The sequence below is a fragment of the Faecalicatena orotica genome (assembly GCF_905197545.1).
GTDB lineage: Bacteria > Bacillota > Clostridia > Lachnospirales > Lachnospiraceae > Faecalicatena_A > Faecalicatena_A orotica.
Window position 1 is genome coordinate 611,833 of the sequence record NZ_CAJJZH010000001.1, and the last position, 16,791, is coordinate 628,623.

The following is a 16,791-nucleotide window of genomic DNA, read 5'->3' on the forward strand; positions in this document are numbered from 1 at the left end:
TTTCTTATTCAGTATTCTGCGGTTGCCTGTGAGAGAAATTAGTGTTATACTTTACGAATGTGAAAATGTATTTTTTCAGGTTTAATAAGGAGAAAAGTGAATGAATTATGCAGTAATATTTGCGGGAGGAACCGGGACCCGGATGAACACTAAGACACGTCCAAAGCAATTTCTTACCCTGCATGGCAAAGAGATCATTATATACACACTGGAACATTTTGAAAAGCATCCGGAGATTGATGGGATTTCGGTTGTTTGTATTGCAGAGTGGATAGGATATTTGAAAGAACTTCTGGAGAAGTATCAGATTAAGAAGGTGAAATGGATATCACCGGGAGGCAGTACAGGCCAGGAGTCTATTTTTAATGGTTTGGATGCAATGCGCCATGACGTGGACGGAGATTCAATCGTTTTAATCCATGACGGAGTCCGGCCACTTATAGATCAGAACCTGATTACAGAAAATATCAGGGCAGCCAAAGAAAAAGGCTGTGCAGTGACTGTTGTGCCTGCGACAGAAACGGTGATGCTTGTAGATGAACAAGAACAGATCGTACAGAGTGTCGACAGAAACAAATGTAGAGTCGTGAGGGCTCCGCAGAGTTTTGTCTATGAGAATCTGCTTAAGGCGCATGATAAAGCAAGGAGCAGGGGAATCAATAACTTGATTGATTCAGCCACGATGATGTCTGAAGAAGGATATACTCTGTATCCGGTTATCGGAAGACCTGAAAATATAAAAATAACAACGCCGTCTGATTTTTATACATTCCGGGCGATTGTAGAAGCTGAAGAAAATTCACAGATTTTTGGATATGAATAAGTGGTGGTAATTTATGGAAGAATTTTATGATCAGGAAACATTAAAAAGAGTTCAGCAGACTCAGGCGGATATATTAAGGGATGTTCTGGATTTATGCGATAGACATGTGATTGATACATTTATCATATTTGGAAGTGCACTTGGTGTAGTACGCCATCAGGGCTTTATCCCGTGGGATGATGATATTGATATTGGAATCTTCAGAGAGGACCTGCCCCGCTTTACAAAAGCGGCTAAGGAGGAACTTGGCAGTAAATACGAATTCCTAACTTGTGAGACGAATCATAATTATGCATGTACGGTTACACATTTTCAGAAAAAAGGAACAAAGTTTGTCTCAAGAGATGTGAAAAATTGTGATTATACGCCAGGTATTAATATTGATATCTTCGTTTATGATCATCTTGCGGATGGAGCGATAGCAAGGAAATATCAGTTTTTTATGACATGGTTTTTAGGGCGTCTGTTGTACCTGAGTGGAAAAGGAATCCCATTTATTCCTTATAAGGGAATCAAAAAGAAGGCGTCGGAATTCATCTGCAGTATGGTTCGGCTTGGACTGAGAATGCTGCATATCACACCGTTAAAAGTTTACCGCCGGTTCCAGAAAGAATCACAGCGGTATAATAAAAGGCATACGGAATGTTATGCCGCGTTTGAAACACCGAAACCCTGGCTGAATGCGATGAAGAAGAGTGATGTTTATCCTATGAAGAAGATGCCATTTATGGACTTTACAGTATATATTCCCAAGAATACTGACCAGCTGCTGACCAGAATTTTCGGGGACTATATGCAGATGCCACCAGAGGATAAGCGCGTGAATCACAGACCATACATTATCGACTTCGGAGAAGAATAAGTCTGTATGGAGAAGAAGAGTATGCGTCAGAAATCAATTACATTTAATTTAATAGCCAACGGGATTAAAACGCTGATGAGCGTTTTGTTCCCTTTAATAACATTTCCTTATGCATCTAGAATTCTTGGATCCGCCGGTATAGGAAAGGTAAGCTATGCCAGTTCAATTATATCTTATTTTGCCCTGCTTGCTTCGCTGGGGATCAGTACTTATGCAGTGAGGGAAGGCGCCCGTATCCGGGATGATAGAGAGAAATTCAATAAGTTTTCAAGAGAAATTCTCAATATTAATTTATTTACAACAATAATTTCTTATTCTTTACTGATTATATTTCTAAAGCTTCCTATCCTTCATGGATATAAGACGCTGATGGTTATCTCCAGCGCAGGCATCGTTTTTACTACAATAGGTATGGAGTGGCTTTTCATTATAAAGGAAGAATATGCATATATTACGAAGCGGGCTGTTTTATTTCAATTCGTATCATTGATACTGCTCTTCATGCTTGTCAGGAGTAAAGATGATTATTACTGGTATGCCGCGCTGACGGTGATTTCTTCAGGTGGTTCGGCTATTCTGAATCTGTGGCATTCAAGAAAGTTTGTCGACTGGAGAAATAGGCAGGTTCTGGAGTATAAAAAGCACTTAAAACCGATTATTCTGATTTTTGGTACAAGTCTGGCATCCAGTATATATATGACAATGGATACGACTATGCTTGGGGCGATGAAAGGGGACTCTGCTGTTGGTATTTATACAGCGGCGGTTAAGATAAATTCAGTGGTTAGTACCCTGATTGGAACGATATCCTCAACGATACTGCCGAGGGTTTCTTATTATATCGGGAATGGATTGAAAAAGGAATATGAAAAACTGTTGAAATCCTCGATGGATGTCCTTCTCATGATATCTGTGCCGGCATCAATTGGTATGATATGCACTAGTGATATTTTAATTCTATTATTTAGTGGAAAAGAATTTCTGGCTGGTACACTGGCGGCAAAAATTTTGTCTGCGAAGGTCATTGTGGGTGCGATTAACAGAGTGCTCGCGTATCAGATATGTACGCCTTACAAGAAAGATAAAGAAGTATTGATCTCTACTTCATCGGGGGCGGTTTTTAATCTGGTTGCAAATGCTGTATTGATACCACTCGCAGGTGTTACAGGGGCATCTATAGCAACACTGCTGTCAGAGACAGTGGTATTTCTGGTTTTAACAAAACATGCCGGAAATATAATGGGAATGAAATCCCTCTATACAAGGTTACCGGTTTATCTGGGGGCCAGTATCTGGTTTTTCGCCGCAAGGTGGGGCGTTAACAGGTTGTTTCAGGATCAGATTGTCCGTCTCATCGTCACTATGGCAGTTTGTTTGTGCGGCTATTTTTTGATCCTGCTGCTTATAAGGGATCCATATATAAATGAATACAAAAATAAATTATTCAGTAAATTAAAAAGAAGATAGTTTTTTTGCAAATGAGGAGGTAAAAAATGAATATTATAGTTGCCGGAATTGGTTATGTAGGTCTTTCAAATGCAGTATTATTGTCTCAGCATCATAAGGTTTTTGCATATGATATTTCAGAAACAAGGGTTGAGCTCGTTAACAGGCGGAAGTCCCCGATTCAGGATATCGAGATAGAAGATTATCTGGAACACAGACAGCTGAACCTGAATGCCGGAACAGACCTCAAAGAGGCACTGAAAAGTGCTGACTATATTATCATTGCAACCCCTACGAATTATGACCCTGAAAAAAATTATTTTGACACTTCTTCAGTAGAGGCTGTGATCACGCAGGTACTAGAAGAGAATCCAGAGACTACTATCGTAATAAAATCAACAATTCCTGTCGGTTATACCAGTAAGCTAATTGAGAAATATGGGGAGCATAATTTCCTGTTCTCTCCTGAATTTTTAAGGGAAGGGCGTGCTTTGTATGATAATCTGTATCCTTCACGAATTGTAGTGGGAGTTCCAAAAGGAAATGTGCTGCTTCATGAAAAAGCGAAAGAATTCGCAGGACTATTAAAGGAAGGTGCAATCAAGGAAGAGATACCGGTGCTCATTACAGATACAACGGAAGCAGAGGCAGTCAAACTTTTTGCAAATACGTACCTTGCCCTGAGAGTTGCATATTTTAATGAGCTGGATACATATGCAGAATCGAAGGGGCTTGATACAAGGCAGATTATCGAAGGAATAGGTCTTGATCCGCGTATTGGCAATCATTACAATAATCCTTCATTTGGATATGGCGGTTATTGTCTCCCAAAAGATACAAAACAGCTCCTTGCTAATTATAATGATGTACCGAATGATATTATGGGGGCTATAGTGGAGGCAAACCGTACAAGAAAAGATTTTATTGCTTCACAGATCATGAAGAGAAATCCACACACTGTGGGGGTTTACAGACTTACAATGAAAGCTGATTCAGATAACTTCAGGCAGTCTTCTATCCAGGGGGTTATGAAACGGCTTAAAGGGGAAGGTATACGGGTAGTTGTATATGAACCCACAATTAAGGAAAAGGAATTTTATCATTCTGAGGTCATTCAGGATCTGGAAAAATTCAAGGAAACAGCCGATGTCATTATCGCAAACCGATATGATAAGATACTGGATAGTGTGAAAGAAAAAGTATATACAAGAGATATCTTTTACCGGGATTAGGAGCAGACATCATGGATATAGTATTTGTGATATTGCATTATCTGGCAATTGATGAAACCAGAAAATGTGTGGATTATATAACTGAGAATATAGATACAGAGAGTTATCAGATTATAATCGTTGATAATGCCTCAGCCAACGGAAGTGGTGCGGTGCTTAAGGATTATTATAGCCGGCAGGCGGGAATAACCGTTATTCTCAACGCAGAAAATCTGGGATTTGCGAAAGGAAATAATGTCGGTTTCTTATATGCGAAAAAGCGTTGGAATCCGAGATATATAGTGCTCTTGAATAATGATGTCTATCTGTTGGAAAAGGAACTGTTACACAAACTTGACGCAGAATTTAAGAAAAGTGGATTTGCGGTATCGGGTCCGCTTATAATGACAGCAGATGGAAGGTGTGACATTAATCCGATCAGGACGACACCTATGACAAAGGATGCAATCATAAAAGATATTCAGATTTATAAGCGCAGGCAATTTCTGTATAAATACCATCTAATGGGAATGAGAAATAAGATATTACAGCTTTTGAAAGGAACAGAAAGAAAAAGGGCTGCTAAAAATTATATTCAGGGGTGTAAGAACGTTCAGCTTCATGGCTGTTTTCTCGTGTTCTCAGAAAAATATACCGAGCGTTTTGACGGTCTGGATGATAGGACGTTCCTTTTCCGGGAAGAAGCAATTCTTTATAAACATATGCTGGAGAACAATATGGTTACTGTTTACCAGCCTGAGATTACCGTGTTCCATGAAGAGGATGCTGCAACCGATCAGTTTAGGAAGACGGAAAAGCAGAAAGCCCTCTTTGAGTTAGACAACCATATCAAGTCTTTGAATATTTTATTAGATGTTTACAGCGAATATGAAAAACACTAGAAGGAGCAGAGATATGAAGCAGCATTTTGAATTAAAAGGAGAATGCAGTGAGGGATCCATGCAGCAGGAGGATCTTGAACTTATTATGGAAAGTGATATTTCGTTTGAGAAGTATCAGGGGAGTACGGTGTTTATTACCGGCGCAACAGGGTTGATTGGTTCATCTCTGGTCAGATGTTTTCTGTGCGGGAACCGTAAAAAGCATCTGGATATCCATATTGTGGCCGCTGTAAGAGATGAAAATAAAGCTTCAAAACTTTTCGGGGATCTTTTAAAAAGAACAGAATTGGAGATATACATTGATGATATTACAAAGCCAGTCTGTTACGAGGGCCGGATTGATTATATTTTTCATACGGTAAGCGTAACTGCATCAAAAATGATGGTGGAACATCCGGTGTGTACACTGGAGACTTCGTATCAGGGTACCCTTCATATGCTGGAACTGGCAAGAGAGAAGCATGTGAAAGGGATGGTTTATGTTTCGTCAATGGAAGTATATGGTATACCAGATGTATCTTTAAAAGAAGTGACGGAAAAAGATCTGGGATATATCGATATAGAAAATGTCAGAAGCAGTTATTCAGAAGGAAAGAGAGTATGTGAGTGCCTTTGTACGGCATTTGCCGCCGAGTACGGGGTGCCAGTGAGATCGGCACGGCTTGCACAGACATTTGGTGCTGGAATTTTAGAGAGTGACAACAGGGTTTATGTTCAGTTTGCCAGAAGTGCTATCAATAGAGAAGATATCATACTCCATACCGAAGGCACATCCGAGGGAAACTACTGTTATATCAGGGATGTCTTAAAAGCTCTTCTTATATTGGGTTACAGTGGTAATAATGGGGAACCATACAATATTGTGAATGAAAATTCCCACATGCAGATCAGAGAGATGGCCAGACTGGTGGCGGAAGAAATATGTGACGGAAATATCAGTGTAAAATTTGATATTCCGGAATCGGCACTGACCTACGGTTATGCTCCTGCTGTGAAGATGAGGCTGAGTGGTGAAAAGATGAGGGCGCTGGGTTGGAGTCCGGAAGTAGATATGATTGAGGCATATCAGAGAATGATCTATGATATGCCAAAAGATAAATAGAGGTATGAAGTATGAATAAGATAAGTGTTATTGTACCTATATATAAGATCGCAGAAGAGTATCTGCATGAATGTATGGAAAGCCTGTTGGAGCAGACTTATAAAAATCTGGAGTTCATTCTCATTGATGACGGATCACCTGATAATTGTGGGGAAATCTGTGATAGTTATGCGGGGAAAGACGAAAGAATCAAGGTGATTCATCAGGAAAACCAGGGATTATCTAATGTGAGAAACAATGGAATTCAGGCAGCGTCCGGTTATTGGATCGCATTCGTTGATCCGGATGACTGGATTGAAAAAGACGCTTTTGAAAAAGCGGTCCAGATTGCAGACAGGGAGCAGGTCGATATGATGGTCTGGAATACATATTTAAATCCCCCAGGCCGTGAAATCATAAGAAAGAATTACGGAAAGGATCTTATAGTAAAGGATCCGGTTCTTTTAGAGGAGATAAACCTTAATTTTTTACGCACAATTTCCGTTAAAAAGGGTGAAATCAGGATACAGACCCTGGAAAGTACAACATGTCATCTGTATCGTAGAGATATCATTATAGATAATCATCTGCTATTTGACAATACGCTGAAGCAGGGAGAAGATAAGCTGTTTAACTATTCATATCATATGCATATTAAGTCCTTTGCTTATCTAAATCGCCCGATGTATCATTACAGGCTGCATTCTGAATCTACTACCCATACATTTTTCCCGGAAAATGTGGATACTTCTAACAGAATATTAAAAAAATATTATCTGATGGAACCAAAAATAAAGGATAACCCGAGATACAGGAATACTTATTACATGCGGACAGCATATATAGCATGGTTTTTGATTGGAAAGTATTATCTCCATCCACAGAATAATCTGACTGATGAGAGAACCAGATTAAAGCAGTTTAAACATATGGTTTCAGAAGAACCATATGCAACATCTATAAAACAGATGAAATTAACCGGAATGCGGATTTCTGTTACCCGTCTGCGCCTCATGTTATTAAAAGCACATATGTATGGTGTCCTGTTTGCTGATGTGAAGTTGGAAAGGGCACTGCGGAGTTTATTAAAAAGGAAATCATAAGGTTACAAAGGGGAAAAATATGGCACAGGTTAGTGTTGTGATCCCGGTTTACCGGGTGGATAAGGAATATCTGCGTAAATGTATAGAAAGCCTGAGGAATCAGAGCCTTGAAGATATTCAGATTATAATCGTGGATGACGGGACAACAGAAGAATGTAAAGAACTCTGCCGGGATTATGCTAAAAAGGAATCGCGTATTCTATACCTGACGCAGTTAAATGCGGGGGTTTCGGTGGCAAGGAATAATGGAATTCTGCATGCTTCAGCTCCAATTATAACATTTGTGGATGCAGATGACTGGGTCGAACCTCATATGTGCAGAACACTGAAAGAGGAGTTTGACCAGAACAGGGACATTCAGATATGTGTCTTTGCTTCTTTTTTAAATAGTCAGAAAGAAGAAAAAAAGAATCCTTTCTGGAATTGTAAAAGGAAGATTTTTGAAGGGAAAGAAAAGGAACAGCTGCAGCTGCAGAGTATTTACAGGAAGGCTGCTGATTTTATACCGGAGTTTGCAACGTTTGGAACTACATGGTGCAAAGGATATAGAAGGCAGTGGCTCATTGATAATCAGCTCAAGTATGAGCCGGAATTGAGAAGGGGGCAGGATACGATATTCAATCTTTATGCATTTGAGAGGGCAGATAGAGTACTTTATATTGATGCGTACCTATATCATTACCGACTGAACGATGCCTCGGCAGTACACAAGTATACAGATGGAGCAATCATATATCTGACCCGGATTTTGAAACATATATTAAGATTTATCAAAGAATATCAGAAACCAGATTATTTTTATCAGGCATATTACAGAAAGTGTGCATCCCTCTTAGTAACTGCTATGGAGAATGACTGCTTTCATGAGAATAATCCAAAGTCCCGGAAGGAGAAACGTCAGGAATTGGAAGAAATGATTAGCAACGAAATTTATGCAGATGCATTCTCCAGAATTGATATGAGTGGTGTACCGTTTCAGACAAAAGTATTCTGGACATTGATAAAGAGAAAAAAAGTACGGTGCTTATTTTGGGTGAATAAGTTATATAAGCTGATTCATAAATAAGCACATAAACAGAGGAAGTATTTATGAAAATTAAACAACGAAGTGAATTGAGTTGGAAAATACTGAGTTCATACAGAAGCCAGATTATGGGTATTGCAATAATCTGGATTATGCTCTTTCATTGGTCCGAATTATTTCATTCAATACCTCTTGTTAGTTTTATAACTAAACGGGGGATGACCGGAGTAGAAATGTTCCTGCTTGTGTCAGGAATTGGCTTATTCTTTTCTATGACGAAAAATGAAAATATAAAAGAATTTTATTCTAAAAGAGCATTACGTGTGTTGGTTCCGTATTTGATAATCTCTCTTCCTTATTGGATCTGGCAGGATATCTGGGTGAAAAGAGATATTGTTAAATTCTTTTTAGACTACAGTCTTATTGCTTTTTGGAAAAGTGGGGACCGAAAGGTATGGTACATAGCTCTGATACTTATTTTGTATGCAGTCTATCCTTTTATTTTCAAAGGATTCCTGAAGGGGAAAGAAGCTTATAAGAAGGCTGCACTGATGGCTTTGAGTTTGATTTTGCCGCTATTAATTTATGCGGTGAATCCATCCTACTTTGCTTTAACAGAGATTGCGTTTTGGCGTATCAGCAGTTTTATTCTTGGAAGTCTTTTGGCTGTCTGGGTGATGGAGGGGCACAAGTTCAGCAGGATGCAGTTTCTGGGGAGTGCAGCCGCAGTGATCGGAACCATTGCCATTGTAATTGTAATAAGCCGTATGGTAAGTATTCCTGGCATATTTAGAACGGCATATCTGCCAATCGGATTCATTTGCTGCCTTCTGTCAGCGGTGATCCTATGGCTGTTGGATTGTGGCTGGCTCAATCGTCTTTTGAGCAAGTTTGGAGCCTGCTCATTGGAATTATATTTGATCCATATATTTTTGAGGTCTGTTTATGAATATTATATACAAGAAGATGGTAAGGTTTCATCCCCTTTGTATTCTATTGTAATACCCTGTATAACGATTGCTCTGAGCATCGTCCTCAGTATGCTTGCTCATTCATTGATTGATAAAATAAAATTTGGATCAAAGTAAGATACTTGCATGGAGATTATTTCATGTAAGAATATTATTTTTAATAAATTACGGGGAGCACGGCATTTTGCTGCGCTCCCCATTCATGTTATTGATTACTTTGTAAATATTCAAAAACCTTTTCCGCTGACTTTCCGGATTCCTGATTTCCCAGACCGTCAAGATGTTTTTGGATATCAGCCAGATACTGACTTTCATCAAAATGTTCTATGGCTGCAGTCAGTTCCTCGGTATTCTCTGAGAGGGGGAAAGGCCATGTATGGATATCCGTGTAGAATCCCCTGGAAAGGTCATAGTGGTCCAGATCTGTTGCAAAAAGGAAGCACGGTCCCTTCTTTAAAGAAAAGTCCCACAAGGAGGAGGAATAATCTGTAATCAGGACATCAGAAGCATATAACAATTCCTGCATGTCAGGATATCCGGATGCGTCGATATAATCGTCAGATTCCGGAAGCTGGTTCATGACAAAATAATGCATCCGGTAAAGGACTGACCAGCTGCCCCCGAAGCGCCTGCTCAAGGCCTGTTTTACTTTTGGACAGTCAAACAGATATTCGGAAGCCTTTTTTGAATCCCGGTAAGTCGGGGCATATAAAAGGATGTGGTTTTCAGCAGGAATATGATAGAAATCTTTGATTTTCATGTACAGGTCATCACGGTCCTGCCGTACAAGCATATCATTTCTCGGCATGCCGAAGGAGAGAACTTTTCCGGTATGCTGAAAGCTTTCTTTCAAGGTCATTTCAGTGAAGGCTTTTGAACTCGAGAGATAGATGCAGGGGTTTTTACGTGCTATTGCGGCCCGTCTCTGCTTGCCGGAAGTTTCCTTCTGGTAGGCGGCTCCGACTTTTTTGTAAGCGCCTCCGCCATGCCATGTGTTGATCAGCGTCTGTTTTCCGGTGAGCGGGAACCATGCTGGTATCTCAGAGTTTGTAATAATATATCTGGAAGTCAGGCAGATTCTTAAAAAGGGAAGGGAAAGGTACTTTGTAACTTTAATCCCTTTTTCTTCCAAAAATAAGAATTTTTCAGGCTGTACAAAAGCCCATACGATTTCATAATCAGGAGCATGCTCCAGCATGTATTCACAGATGTATTTGGGGTTGCATGAGTACTGCGACCCAAAGTAGCTGAAGAAGACCACCCTTTTAGCATGCTGCCTGCCAACGGAGAGTATTTTAAGAAGATGGCGCAGAAGACATGCTATGATAGTTTGTAAATAATCGGACATTTATGATTTCCTTTCTGAACGGTATCTGAATTATAGTGTATTGTCGTGCCCTTCGTGGTTTCAGTGAGGCTTAAGTAACGATAAAATTATACGCCTATCATACCATATGTTCAAAGGAATTCTCAAATATTTGAGAAATTATTTCATGGCAATTGTGTTTTTAAAAAGACACATTTAAGCGGTAATTACAAAAAGGGGTAGAAAAAATCGACCACAAATGATAAGATAAACCATGTCTGATCTATATGTCTGAGTCAGGAAAGGAATGTAGCATGTCCAGAAAATATTGTTTTTTTACAGCGAATTACCTGCCTAAACTGGGCGGTGTTGAAATATATACAAAATGTCTCGCAAAGGCTTTGGTAAAGAGAGGGGATTTTGTCACTGTTATTACTTGCGGAGAAGGGAAAAAAGTTGAGAATGTAATGGAAGAAGGAATCAGGCTGATTAAGCTTCCTAGTTTTCAGACTTGTAATGGGAGACTGCCTCTTATAAATTACAACAGTCATTTTCGCAGTTTTTATAAATATATCATAAAATGCCAGTTTGACTTAGTGATTGTACAGACGAGATATTACCCCTTATCACTGTTTGGTGCAAAATACGCAGCAAAGAAAAGGATACCCTGCATTTTATTAGATCACTCAACGGCCCATCTTGACTTCGGGAAGGGAATCGTGAACAAGGGGTTTGAACTATACGAACATATCATGACATCGGTCATAAAGCGTTCACAATGCAGTTTTATGGGAGTGTCACAGGCCTGCAATGAATGGCTGCTGCATTTTGGGATTACAGCAGAAGGTGTCTTATATAATTCAGTAGAAGAATCTGTCTGCAAAATGGAACCACAAAATATTTATGAACAATATAATATTCCAAACAAAGCACAGATTATTTTATTTGCGGGAAGACTGTTAAAAGAAAAAGGGATTGAAAAACTAGTAGAAGCAGTTTCAAAATTGGAGGACAAGTATCCTGACCTGTATCTGGTTGTTGCGGGTGACGGGGAATTGTACGAGAAACTTTCTAAAGCTAAGAATAGTCACTGCATATATCTTGGAAGGCTGAAACATGAGGAGGTATTAAAGCTCATGAAGGAAGCCATGATTTTTTGCCTCCCAACAGATTATCCAGAAGGATTTCCAACATCTGTTCTCGAGGCGGCGATTTGTAAATGTTATATTATAACGACAACGGCCGGAGGGTCAAAAGAGCTGATAACAAGTCTGGAATATGGTACCATAATTCCGAAGGGACAGAGCGCTGATGTTTTGAAATCTTCTATCGACAAGGTTCTGGGAGATCCAAAGATGAGGCTGGGTGCAGTGGAAAAGAGTTATAATAAAGTATTAGATAGATTTACCTGGGATGACCGTGCCAGAGAGGTGGAAGAAATAACAAAAGCAAAGAAAGGGATTTAAGATGCAGAATGAATTGTTGATCGTGATACCTGCGTACAATGAGGAAGAGAATATAGAAAGTGTAGTGACTTATATTACAAATAATTATTCAGAGTATGATTATGTCGTTGTAAACGATGGTTCTAAAGACAGAACAGCAGAAATCTGCAGGGAAAAGGGATATGAGCTTTTAGATTTGCCTACCAATCTGGGACTGGCAGGTGCATTTCAGGCGGGACTTAAATATGCTTATGTGAAGGGCTACCAGTATGCAATACAGTTTGATGCTGATGGACAGCATAGGCCTGAGTTTATCAAGGCTATGTTGGATCGAATAAAAGAAGGATATGATATTGTGATTGGATCTCGCTTTTTAAATCAGAAGAAGGGGAAAAGTTTGCGGATGGCCGGCAGCAAGATCCTGACAGTTGCTATTAAAATGACAACAAAAGTGAGGGTTTCAGATCCAACTTCAGGTATGAGAATGTTCTCACGCCCAATGATAAAAGAGTTTGCACAGAATCTGAATTATGGGCCGGAACCGGATACAGTTTCCTATCTTCTGAAGAACGGAGCGAAGATTTCAGAGGTTCAGGTAAAAATGGAAGAAAGACAATTCGGAGAGAGTTATTTGAATTTGACGGGATCTGCGAAGTATATGCTGAAGATGTTGATATCTATTCTGTTCGTGCAGAATTTTAGGAAAAGAGGTTAGATTATGACTTTTTTAATTAGAATACTATTGATTATCAGTGCAATATTGATGCTCGTTTTTATGCTGAAAAGAATTCGTCAGTCGAAACTTAAAATTGAGTATACCATATTTTGGATAGCCTTCTCAACGCTTCTTGTTTTGATGGGGATATTTCCTAAGGTCTTTTACAGAATATCCGGCCTGATCGGATTCCAGTCTCCAATCAGCATGGTATTTCTTGTGATTATCTTTGTGCTGATTGTTAAGATGTTTTTCATGACAATACAGATATCACAATTAGAGAACAAAGTGGATGCGCTTGCACAGCAGATTGCAATAGACCGTAAGATTGATAAGGATGCGGAGAAGGAATAGAAAATGCCATGAAAGAATATATCGTTTGTTTTATATTTTGGATGTTATTCACTGTATTTTTAGTACTATTGGGAAAAGCTGCTGCAGGAGAGAAGAAAAGTGAGTCACATTTCCTGACAACCGGATATCTGGTTTATAGCTTTCCTGTTGCTGTCTGTGGGCTTATTGTACAGTTTTTAAACCTTCCCTGGATTGTATTTGCAGGCTGTATGGCTGTAATATGGGTTGTATTGTGCGGATATATTATATACGTCCGTAAAAAAAAGGATGCAGAATTATTTCGCGTTAAATTAGGGCTTTATATAAGAGAAAATTGGATTCTCTATGTGATACTGGCAGCTTTTACAGTAATGCTGTTTTTTTATTTTAGAGGGTTCTGGCTTGGAAATCATTTGGATGATGGTTATTATATTACTAAAGTGGCGACTCTACCATACACAACAACTGGCTATGCATCGAATTATGCGGTAGGGGTAGAAAGGTGCGGCTTTGATTCTTACATTCTGAATACATGGGAATTGGAGGCATCCGTTTATGTGAAGCTGCTGGGAGTAAATCCCGCACTTTTTTTAAGACTTTTTCAGTCTGTCTTTTATTACTTCCTATTTCTAAACGTTGTAAAAGGCTTCGCCGAAAATATACTAACGAAATTAAATGTGAAGATAAAATCCTCACTTATTCAATTTTCTGTATTGATTACACTGTTATTTGGAATGTACTATATTTTTCTGTTTTCATACAATATACTGCCGCTTCGTGACACCTTTCATTTCAATACAGGAATGTTTTTGGGCGCAACTATGCCCAAAATGCTTGGGATTATCCTATTGCTGTTCTATTTTACAGAAGTTTCCCGGATCAATTTAAAGATGATCCTAAGTGTTGCAGCAATCTCTCTTGTCATGATTTCAAAAACTACGATTGTTTTGCCGGTTCTCATCGTTACTGCGATTTCTTATTTTATTGTAAGCCTTTTGATGAACTATGGAAAAAAAGAAAAAGTTTTTGCAGTGGCTGTACTGCTGCTTTATTGTGTGGCTGGCTTTATTCTGCCGGGCTCGGCAGGATGTCAGGAGACACTATATGCAGATGTTCGGCAAAGCCTGCATTCCCCTGTGGTGGTTGTCAGTCTGGTTATCTTCCTCGGCAGTTTCCTGTTAAAAGAACGGGTGATAAACAAAATAAACGGGGTTATGATACTGATTGCGGCATGCATGATAATCCCGCAAGTGAATGATATTTTTGAACAGGCATCTGTATATCGCTTTGTTTCCGGGCGGGCATGGACAACGTGGATATATACGCTTATCATCCTGAGCTCCATATATTTGTGTGTGGTTTTTTTAAAGCTGAAGGCAAAAGAAAGATTCATTAAAGCTGGATATCTTGTTATTGGAATGATTCTTATGGCAGGAATTCCTTACGGGTTTAATAAAACCGGAGATACACTTGTGCCCGGAGATCCGGTAGCGGAAACCGATGTGAAAAATAGCATTAAAGTAATATTGGGTAATAAATATTTTATGCCTGAATCTACAATAAAATTGGGAGAAGAACTGGAAAAACTGACAAAGGAGTCAGGAGAGAAATTGTATGTGGTAACGCCAAACTGGGTTTACCCGAATGGAGCCATGCATGGTCTTTCAGTTATGATCAGGACCTATGCCCCGGATATTGTTTCGGTTTCTGCGGTGGAACGTTTTCCGGTTAATAACGGTTCTCCGGCAGCATCATTTGAGCAGGAGAAATATATGCAGTTTTCGTCGGATCCAAACGAGGAGAGCAGTGAAGCATTTAAGGAGCAGGCGGATGCGGCTGGTGTGAACTGCATTGTCAGCCAGAATGAGGCGTGTACAGAATGGCTGGAAGACATGGGATATGTATTGTACTCGGAAATAGAGGAGGGGCCGTATTATATATGGTATAGATAGCACCGCCCCGGATATTGCCTTTATCCTTGCTATTTTCAAACTGCAATGCTATACTATATCAGGATATTTTGTCGATGGGCAGGGAGGATTATTGTGTCAGGTTATATTAAGAATTTTTTGAAATTTCAGCCATTGCTGTCAGAGCTGGTGGCGAGAGATATAAAGATAAAGTACAGGCGGTCCGTACTTGGAGTATTGTGGACTTTATTGAATCCACTGTGTATGATGATCATTCTGTCTATTGTTTTTTCGAACATTTTTAAGTTTGATGTGGAAAATTTTCCATTGTATGTATTGAGCGGACAGGTTATATTTAACTTCTTTAATGATTCGACAACCAGTTCGATGTCATCAATCATCAGCAGCGCATCGCTGATTAAGAAAGTGTATGTCCCGAAATATTTGTTTGTATTATCAAGAGTTGTATCTAGTTTTATAAATCTGTTGGCATCGTTCACGGCTCTTTTACTTGTTATGGTGGCAACACGTGCAGAACTGCATTATACTGCATTTTTATCTGTCATACCTCTTATGATGGTGGTAGGTTTTTCACTGGGGGTTGGACTGATACTGGCGGCGTTAACTGTTAAGTTCAGGGACATTATACATCTGTATTCTGTATTTACAACTGGCCTGATGTACCTGACACCTGTCATCTATCCGATGTCCATCCTGCCGGAGAAAATCAAAATCATTGTAATGATCAATCCGCTGACCAATTATCTGATTATGTTCCGTGATCTTATGATGGGAAATACACTGCCGTCTCTGTCATCATTTTTGATTGGACTGGCAGAAGTAGCAGCAGCGCTTTTACTGGGCGTTTACGTGTTTTATAAGAATCAGGATGAGTTTATTTTAAATTTATAGGAGCTGTGATATGGAAAATGATACAATTGTAAAAGCCGAACATGTATCTATGAAATTCAATCTGTCTTCAGAAAAATTTGACAGTTTCAAAGAATATGTGATTAAGAGTATTAAAAGACAGGTTAGTTACGATGAGTTCTGGGCTCTGAAGGACGTTTCTTTTGAAGTAAAGAAAGGAGAGTCTCTTGGCCTGATTGGTTTGAACGGTAGTGGGAAGAGTACAATGCTCAAGACAATCGCCGGTGTTCTCAAGCCTACGGAGGGTAAAGTGTCAGTGAATGGGAATATTGCTCCATTGATTGAACTTGGTGCCGGATTTGATATGGATTTAACAGCAAGAGAAAATGTATTCCTGAATGGTGCGCTTCTTGGATACAGACGTTCTCAGATGGAAGAGCAGTATGATGATATTGTAGCATTTTCTGAGCTTGCTGAATTTATGGATGTTCCCGTTAAGAATTTCTCATCTGGTATGGTATCCAGGCTTGCATTTGCAATAGCAACCATCGGGACACCGGATATCCTGATTGTGGATGAGGTATTATCGGTTGGTGATTTCCGTTTTCAGGAAAAATGTGCGGACCGCATTCAAAAGATGCGGGATCACGGCACTACGATTTTATTTGTATCTCATAGTCTGGAACAGGTGCTGAGTATATGCAACAGGATAGTATGGCTTGAAAAAGGTCATTTGAAAATGTTTGGGGATGCTGAGGAAATCTGTAAAATTTATGCGGAATCATAAGT

Annotated in this window: 16 protein-coding genes; 15 read left to right on the forward strand and 1 reads right to left on the reverse strand. The window is 39.4% G+C overall.

The window, feature by feature from the left end:
• Positions 1-100 precede the first annotated feature (100 nt).
• Genes ispD through ABIN22_RS02695 form a run of 9 tightly spaced genes read left to right on the forward strand, consistent with a single transcriptional unit; the run spans position 101 to position 9,540 of the window.
• Positions 101-823, forward strand: a complete 723-nt coding sequence (ispD, locus tag ABIN22_RS02655) for a 2-C-methyl-D-erythritol 4-phosphate cytidylyltransferase (RefSeq protein WP_118619071.1) — start codon at positions 101-103, stop codon at positions 821-823.
• 13 nt (positions 824-836) lie between these two features.
• Complete coding sequence (locus ABIN22_RS02660; RefSeq protein ID WP_346906398.1) at positions 837-1,685, forward strand: LicD family protein; 849 nt, start codon at positions 837-839, stop codon at positions 1,683-1,685.
• A gap of 6 nt (positions 1,686-1,691) precedes the next feature.
• A complete protein-coding gene (locus ABIN22_RS02665) occupies positions 1,692-3,152 on the forward strand; it encodes a flippase (protein WP_346906400.1) in 1,461 nt (486 codons plus the stop codon).
• A gap of 26 nt (positions 3,153-3,178) precedes the next feature.
• Positions 3,179-4,363, forward strand: coding sequence for a nucleotide sugar dehydrogenase (locus ABIN22_RS02670; RefSeq protein WP_346906402.1), 1,185 nt, complete (start codon positions 3,179-3,181; stop codon positions 4,361-4,363).
• An 11-nt stretch (positions 4,364-4,374) separates the two neighbouring features.
• Complete coding sequence (locus ABIN22_RS02675; protein WP_118619064.1) at positions 4,375-5,244, forward strand: glycosyltransferase; 870 nt, start codon at positions 4,375-4,377, stop codon at positions 5,242-5,244.
• Positions 5,245-5,257: 13 nt separating this feature from the next.
• On the forward strand, positions 5,258-6,346 hold the full coding sequence (locus tag ABIN22_RS02680) for an NAD-dependent epimerase/dehydratase family protein (protein WP_346906404.1): 1,089 nt from the start codon (positions 5,258-5,260) through the stop codon (positions 6,344-6,346).
• Between the two features lie 11 nt (positions 6,347-6,357).
• A complete protein-coding gene (locus tag ABIN22_RS02685; protein ID WP_118619060.1) occupies positions 6,358-7,428 on the forward strand; it encodes a glycosyltransferase in 1,071 nt (356 codons plus the stop codon).
• 19 nt (positions 7,429-7,447) lie between these two features.
• Positions 7,448-8,494 carry a glycosyltransferase gene (locus ABIN22_RS02690; RefSeq protein ID WP_118619058.1) on the forward strand — a complete coding sequence of 349 codons (1,047 nt, stop codon included), beginning with the start codon at positions 7,448-7,450 and terminating at the stop codon, positions 8,492-8,494.
• 23 nt (positions 8,495-8,517) lie between these two features.
• Complete coding sequence (locus ABIN22_RS02695) at positions 8,518-9,540, forward strand: acyltransferase family protein (protein WP_346906406.1); 1,023 nt, start codon at positions 8,518-8,520, stop codon at positions 9,538-9,540.
• A gap of 88 nt (positions 9,541-9,628) precedes the next feature.
• Here ABIN22_RS02695 and ABIN22_RS02700 read toward each other — a convergent pair whose 3' ends face one another.
• Positions 9,629-10,771 (reverse strand): CDP-glycerol glycerophosphotransferase family protein, encoded by a 1,143-nt coding sequence (locus ABIN22_RS02700; protein WP_346906408.1) that lies wholly within the window; start codon positions 10,769-10,771, stop codon positions 9,629-9,631.
• Between the two features lie 272 nt (positions 10,772-11,043).
• On the opposite strand from ABIN22_RS02700, the gene ABIN22_RS02705 reads away from it, so the two are divergent.
• The 6 genes from ABIN22_RS02705 (at position 11,044) to ABIN22_RS02730 (ending at position 16,789) form a co-directional block, all read left to right on the forward strand.
• Positions 11,044-12,195 carry a glycosyltransferase family 4 protein gene (locus ABIN22_RS02705; protein ID WP_346906410.1) on the forward strand — a complete coding sequence of 384 codons (1,152 nt, stop codon included), beginning with the start codon at positions 11,044-11,046 and terminating at the stop codon, positions 12,193-12,195.
• A gap of 1 nt (position 12,196) precedes the next feature.
• Positions 12,197-12,889 carry a glycosyltransferase family 2 protein gene (locus ABIN22_RS02710; RefSeq protein WP_118619050.1) on the forward strand — a complete coding sequence of 231 codons (693 nt, stop codon included), beginning with the start codon at positions 12,197-12,199 and terminating at the stop codon, positions 12,887-12,889.
• A 3-nt stretch (positions 12,890-12,892) separates the two neighbouring features.
• Positions 12,893-13,243: a DUF2304 domain-containing protein gene (locus ABIN22_RS02715; protein WP_109729430.1), complete on the forward strand. Its 351-nt coding sequence runs from the start codon at positions 12,893-12,895 to the stop codon at positions 13,241-13,243.
• A gap of 41 nt (positions 13,244-13,284) precedes the next feature.
• The gene (locus ABIN22_RS02720; protein WP_509909728.1) at positions 13,285-15,174 is read left to right on the forward strand and encodes a hypothetical protein; all 1,890 of its coding nucleotides are present in this window, start codon (positions 13,285-13,287) and stop codon (positions 15,172-15,174) included.
• Positions 15,175-15,267: 93 nt separating this feature from the next.
• Entirely contained in the window at positions 15,268-16,044 is a 777-nt protein-coding gene (locus tag ABIN22_RS02725) for an ABC transporter permease (RefSeq protein ID WP_109729428.1), read from the forward strand.
• 10 nt (positions 16,045-16,054) lie between these two features.
• Positions 16,055-16,789 (forward strand): ABC transporter ATP-binding protein, encoded by a 735-nt coding sequence (locus ABIN22_RS02730; protein ID WP_346906414.1) that lies wholly within the window; start codon positions 16,055-16,057, stop codon positions 16,787-16,789.
• Positions 16,790-16,791: the final 2 nt, after the last annotated feature.